Here is a 5,933-nt window from a genome sequence, read left to right on the forward strand (position 1 = left end):
GTATTCGCAGGTCGGAGCGGCTCTCCAGGTCGAACGAAACACGCACGTCACACGCATCCGGAGGTCCGCCAACCCTCCCGAATGATCCCATATGTCCGGTTCCAGGAGTACGGCTTCCGCTACTCCGTTCGGTGGCCGGGGCGGGGTTCCGGACGAATCCGGAATTGATCACGAGGCCCCCCGGCCGGCCCTTCGATGATCAATTTCCTGGCCGTCCGCGCATTCCCTCACGGAAAATTCGCGCGCCGATCAACGCCCCGTATGCCGGGTGCCTCTTATATGAATGGCGGACGACCGCGAGCGGCAAAGCGTCACGGGAAGAGGGCCCGGAACGGCCACGGACCTACCGCCTGCCGAGCGAAGCCGAGCGACTTGGGGGAGGGTCGGGTGCGGCGGCCCGTGAACGGCTCGGTAGCCTAAGGCCCGCTGACAGTCACTTAGGGCGGCTTTATCCGTTGCCGCCACCCCGCTCGAGTCCAAGGAGTTGCCGCCGCCGTGAGCAGCAGCCTTCGACGCGGTGCCCTCGCCGCCGCCGCCATCGCGTTCTCGATCGCCTCGCTCGCCGCGTGCGGTGCCGGTCACAACGCCCAGACGCTTGAGATCAAGCCGGACAACGCTGCGACGACCGTAGGTGACATCCAGATCCAGAACGCGATCGTCATCACGCAGCCCGACCCGGAGTCGACCGGCCCGGCCGCGGTCTCCGCCACCCTGTTCAACAACGGCCGGACGGACCAGACCCTCGAGTCCATCACCGTGGACGGCGCCGGCAAGTCCGTCGAGCTGAAGCCCGCCGAGGGCGAGCAGGACGGCGGTGACGGCCTGACCGTCCCGGCCGGCGGCTCCCTGATCCTCGGCGGCGAGGGCAACGCATCCGCCGTCCTGACCGACAGCCGCGAGGCCCTGAGGGACGGCGACGTCCAGAAGGTCACCTTCGCCCTCAGCAAGACCGGCGACGTGAGCCTGGAGGCGTTCGTCGTCCCCGCCGAGAGCTACTTCTCGAAGTGGGGCCCGAGCGACGTCCCGGCCGCGCCCGGCGCGTCGGCCCAGCCGTCGCAGGAGACCTCCGGGGAACCGGCCGACGGCGAGACCCCCGGCGCCCCGTCCGGCGACGCCTCGGTGCCCGGAACCGACGGTTCCACCGGCACCGGGACCGTCGGCACCGGCTCCGCGACGGACTCCGCCCCGCAGGACCCGCAGGACCCGCAGGACACTCCCGGGGTCGCGGACTCGCAGGAGGACACGGCCGGCCACTGAGCCCCGTACGGCCGCGCACACCGCACGAAAGGGCGGGATCTCTCCCGGAGGTCCCGCCCTTCGTCGTACGCCCAGCGCGCCACAGACACGGCGAAGGCGTCGCACGGACGCGGCAGCGGCACGGCGCCGGCCGCGCCGGCCGCGCCGGCCGCTCTACGGCTCGAACTTGTAGCCGAGTCCCCGCACCGTCACCAGGTACCGCGGCGCGCCCGGGTCGGGCTCGATCTTGGCGCGCAGCCGCTTGACGTGGACGTCGAGGGTCTTGGTGTCACCGACGTAGTCGGCGCCCCAGACCCGGTCGATCAGCTGCATCCGGGTCAGCACGCGGCCGGCGTTGCGCAGCAGCATCTCCAGCAGGTCGAACTCCTTCAGCGGCAGGTCGACCTTGGTGCCGCCCACGGTCACGACGTGCCGGTCGACGTCCATACGGACGGGCCCGGCCTCCAGGGCGGCGGGGGCGACCTCCTCCGGCTCGCCGCGGCGGCGCAGTACGGCACGGATGCGGGCGACCAGCTCGCGGGAGGAGAAGGGCTTGGTGACGTAGTCGTCGGCCCCTATCTCCAGCCCGACAACCTTGTCGATCTCACTGTCCTTGGCGGTCACCATGATCACGGGGACATTCGAGCGGCCGCGCAGTTGTCGGCACACCTCGGTGCCCGGCAGGCCGGGCAGCATCAGGTCGAGGAGGACGAGGTCGGCGCCGTTGCGCTCGAACTCGTCGAGTCCGTCGGGCCCGGTGGTCGCGACGGCGACCTCGAAGCCCTCCTTGCGGAGCATGTACGACAGGACGTCGGAGAAGGACTCCTCGTCCTCGACGACGAGCACACGGGTCACGGAAGGACCTCCGGGGCGGGAAACGTTCGGTACGGGGAAGTGTGGGGGGAATGCGGGGTGGACCGCCCGTTGTCGGCGATTTCTCCGTGTTCCACGTGTCCCAGGTCCATCTGGCCATTCCGGTCCGTCCGGCCCGTATGGCCCATATGGTCCATCCGGTCCATCCGGTCCATCCGGTCGACCTGGTCCACACGGTTCTCGTGGTCGTCGTGGTCCTCGTGGGCGGCCCGGCGCGGTGCGCGGTCGCGGGCGGCGCTGCCCGACTCCGGCAGTCGCAGGGTGAAAGTGGAGCCCTGGCCTTCGGCGCTCCACACCGTGACCTCCCCGCCGTGCGAGGCGACCACGTGCTTGACGATCGCGAGACCCAGACCGGTGCCTCCGGTGGCCCGTGAGCGGGCCGGGTCGACGCGGTAGAAGCGCTCGAAGACGCGCTCCTTGTCCTTGTCGGAGATGCCGATGCCCTGGTCGGTCACGGCGATCTCGATCAGGTCGCCGCCGGTGGTGTTGACGCGGCGGACGGCTATGCCGACGCGGGTGCGGGCGGGCGAGTAGTTGACGGCGTTCTCGACGAGGTTGCCGAGGGCGGCGGCGAGCTGGCCGCGGTTTCCGCGTACGTGCAGATCCGCCGTTCCTCCGGCGGCCATGGTGATCTGCTTGGTGCCGGCCGCGTGCCGGCAGCGGTCGATGGCCTCGGCGACGAGTTCGTCCACGCGGACGGGTTCGGCGTCGTCGAGGGGGTCGTCGTTCTGGACCCGGGACAGGTCGATGAGCTCCTGCACCAGGTTGGTGAGCCGGGTCGCCTCGATCTGCATGCGCCCGGCGAACCGTTCCACGGCCTCCTGGTCGTCGGAGGCGTCCAGCACGGCCTCGGAGAGCAGCGAGAGCGCACCCACCGGTGTCTTCAGCTCGTGGCTCACGTTGGCGACGAAGTCGCGCCGTACGGCCTCGATGCGGCGGGCCTCGGTGAGGTCCTCGACCAGCAGCAGCACGAGCCGTGATCCGAGGGGCGCGACGCGCGCGGAGACGGCGAGCGCCTCCCCGCGTCCGGTCCCCCGCCTGGGCAGGTCCAGCTCGACCTGCCGTATCTCCCCGTCCCGCCGGGTGTCCCGGGCCATCTGCAGCATGGGCTCGACGGCGAGCTTGCCGCCCCGGACCAGCCCCAGGGCGTACGCCGCCGAGCTGGCCTTGACCACCGCGTCGGCCTCGTCGAGGACGACCGCGGAGGATCGGAGCACCGACAGGACGGTGTCCACGCCGGGCGGGAGCACCGGGTCGGTGTGCAGGGAGGTGCGAGTGGGGCGGCGCTGGTCGCGCTCGCTCCAGCGGAACGCCAGCACGGCGATGACGCCGGTGAGCACTCCGGCGATCGCTGCCACTGCGGCGACCGCCGCGTTCACGTCCATGCGTCCAGGTTAGGCATGGCGAACGGCCCCGCCCCAGCCATCGGACTGCGACCTCGAACACTCGTCGCCCAGAGTTCACCTTGGAGCCAGGGATGGTTCATTTGTGGTGCCGGAAACGGACGCGTACAGGCCGGAACGTGTAAGCGTGGGGGCACGGCGAGGGGTTGCGAGCCGGTGCGAGCCAGTGCGAGCCCCCTAAATGGACGTACGAGAGGGAACCCTTATGCGGGACGCGTACCACGAGGAACTGGATTCGATCGGCGACGGTCTGGTGGAGATGGCCCGGCTGGTCGGGTCGGCCATCGGACGCGCCACGACCGCGATCCTCGACTCGGACCTGAAGCTGGCCGAGAACGTGATCGAGGGCGACCAGAAGGTCGACGAGCTCCACCACGAGCTCGAGGCCAGGGCGATAGCCCTGCTGGCCCGGCAGCAGCCGGTGGCGACGGACCTGCGCATCGTCGTCACCTCCCTGCGGATGTCGGCCGATCTGGAGCGCTCGGGCGACCTCGCCCAGCACGTGGCCAAACTGGCCCGGCTGCGCTACCCGGAGCGCGCGGTGCCGCACGACCTGCACGCGACCATCCTGGAGATGGGCCAACTCGCGCAGCGCCTGATGGCGAAGGCGGCCGAGGTGATCATCACCAAGGACGTCGACCTGGCGCTCCAGCTGGAGCAGGACGACGACGCGATGGACCTCCTGCACCGCACCCTCTTCCAGCACCTGATGGACGACCGCTGGAAGCACGGCATCGAGACGGCCGTGGACGTCACCCTCCTCGGCCGCTACTACGAGCGCTACGCCGACCACGCGGTCTCGGTCGCCAAGCGCGTGGTCTACCTGGTCACCGGCGAGCACGTGAGCGACCTCCCGGCGGACATCCAGCCGCCGACGCAGGTCGAAGGGGCCTGAGACCGGCCCGGCGGCAGCGCACCGGCATGGCGGCAGCGCCCCCGGCCCGGCAGGCCCCGGGCCGGGGGCGCGCGTGCTCGCCCCAATGCGCCGTTGATGCCACTGGCCCCCGGGGCGTGCAATGGGCCCAGGCACCAGCCTCTAGGAGGAACCATGGCCGATTCCCCCGGCACCAGCCCCGACCCCGCCCAGGAACGCCCCACCGAACAGCCGCCCGAGATCCGCAGCCTGCCCCTGATCGCCGCGTGCGGCTGCGGCTCGGGCTGCGGCTGCGGCTGCCAGTCGGGCAGTCCCTGCCAGTGCGGCTGACGCGGTAGCGGTACGCGGAAGCGCGGGAGTACGGCGCCCGGGTCCACCCCCGGGCCGCCGTACCCCCGCTCCCGCTCCGCATCCGCATAGGTGTCGCGTCGCCCGACTTGAGTACGGGTACTCAGGTCCCCGGAGCCCCTCCCGTCCGACCCTGTACGGGACGACGACCACGGGGAGACCGAGATCCGATGAAGACCAGCCCGATACGCACCAGCTGGATACGCACCAGCTGGATACGCACCTTCACCCGCCTGACCCTGGCCAACCGCGCCTCGGCGGCCTACCTCGCCCTGGTCGGCGGCGCGATGGCCGTCGCCGCGCTGGAACCCCTCTTCACGACCGGCCCGGACGCGTCCCTCATCTGGGTCTGGCCGGCCCTGTTCACCTTCCCGGCCTTCGGCCTCGTCGCCTGGCTCGGCGAGGCGGGCTGGGGCGGCGACGCGCCCACCTGGTTCCTCATCGGCGGCATCGTGTTCTCGGCCCTGGCCCAGTCACTGGCCCTGGGCGCGGCCTGGCAGACCCTGCGGGGACGCCGGGAGCGCCGGGGGCGTCTGACGACGGCGAGCTGAGAGACGTCCGGCACACTCCCGTACGTGCCGGTGGATCCGGAGGCGCCCGGCTGCCTGCCATGCGCCGCCCGTGGCTGCGCACGAGTCTCGACGACCACGCGTGCGACGACGAGCGAGGGCCGCCCCGTCGGAATCGACCAATGACTCCGCGCCCCCGCTCCACACGTCCAGGGACCACGAGTCCGGCGCCTGATACCGGGCACTCCTCTCCCCGCGCCCCCACTGATCGCCGCGGCCCGCCGGCCGGCGCTTCCGAAAAGGCGATCCCCGGCACCGGACGGTGTCCCACGATCGACCGCACGAGTACCGAAGTGGCGATATCCGCGACGCCGCCGGAAATCCGGGTACGCAAAAGCGAGCGATTACCGAACGAAGGTTCGGCAACTCATTTCGCACCCCGATCCCGACCGTGGAGCACGATGACGCGTATGCGCCGTCGGCGCCCCCGCGACAGCGGACCCACAGGGGTCACCCCCTCGCACCCGCCTCGCCCCGATCGACTGAAACACCGCCGGGGAATCCCCGGATTTACACATTCCGCGACTGTGTCACCGTACCTTTCCCCGCACCCGTTTCCCCGCACCCTCTGGCGAGACTCTGGCCTTCACGAAGAAAAGCCGAGCAAGTCGAAAACCCGCCAAGTGACCC

The 5,933-nt window shown here is 70.9% G+C and carries 6 protein-coding genes; 4 read left to right on the plus strand and 2 right to left on the minus strand.

What is annotated here, in order from left to right:
• The first annotated feature begins 495 nt into the window (after window positions 1–495).
• Window positions 496–1,257, plus strand: a complete 762-nt coding sequence (locus ABEA26_RS34525; RefSeq protein ID WP_345597838.1) for a copper chaperone PCu(A)C — start codon at window positions 496–498, stop codon at window positions 1,255–1,257.
• A 153-nt stretch (window positions 1,258–1,410) separates the two neighbouring features.
• Here ABEA26_RS34525 and phoP read toward each other — a convergent pair whose 3' ends face one another.
• Both phoP and phoR read right to left on the minus strand, forming a co-directional pair.
• Window positions 1,411–2,082, minus strand: coding sequence for a two-component system response regulator PhoP (gene phoP / locus ABEA26_RS34530; protein ID WP_466747773.1), 672 nt, complete (start codon window positions 2,080–2,082; stop codon window positions 1,411–1,413).
• A 5-nt stretch (window positions 2,083–2,087) separates the two neighbouring features.
• Complete coding sequence (gene phoR / locus ABEA26_RS34535; RefSeq protein WP_345597839.1) at window positions 2,088–3,494, minus strand: two-component system sensor histidine kinase PhoR; 1,407 nt, start codon at window positions 3,492–3,494, stop codon at window positions 2,088–2,090.
• Window positions 3,495–3,717: 223 nt separating this feature from the next.
• Between phoR and phoU the strand changes: the two genes are divergently transcribed.
• The 3 genes from phoU (at window position 3,718) to ABEA26_RS34550 (ending at window position 5,285) form a co-directional block, all read left to right on the plus strand.
• Window positions 3,718–4,407: a phosphate signaling complex protein PhoU gene (gene phoU, locus ABEA26_RS34540; protein ID WP_345597841.1), complete on the plus strand. Its 690-nt coding sequence runs from the start codon at window positions 3,718–3,720 to the stop codon at window positions 4,405–4,407.
• A gap of 153 nt (window positions 4,408–4,560) precedes the next feature.
• A complete protein-coding gene (locus ABEA26_RS34545; RefSeq protein WP_345597842.1) occupies window positions 4,561–4,716 on the plus strand; it encodes a hypothetical protein in 156 nt (51 codons plus the stop codon).
• Between the two features lie 188 nt (window positions 4,717–4,904).
• A complete protein-coding gene (locus ABEA26_RS34550) occupies window positions 4,905–5,285 on the plus strand; it encodes an SCO4225 family membrane protein (protein ID WP_345597843.1) in 381 nt (126 codons plus the stop codon).
• Window positions 5,286–5,933: the final 648 nt, after the last annotated feature.

The organism is Streptomyces marokkonensis, assembly GCF_039539045.1.
GTDB classification, from domain to species: Bacteria; Actinomycetota; Actinomycetes; order Streptomycetales; family Streptomycetaceae; genus Streptomyces; species Streptomyces marokkonensis.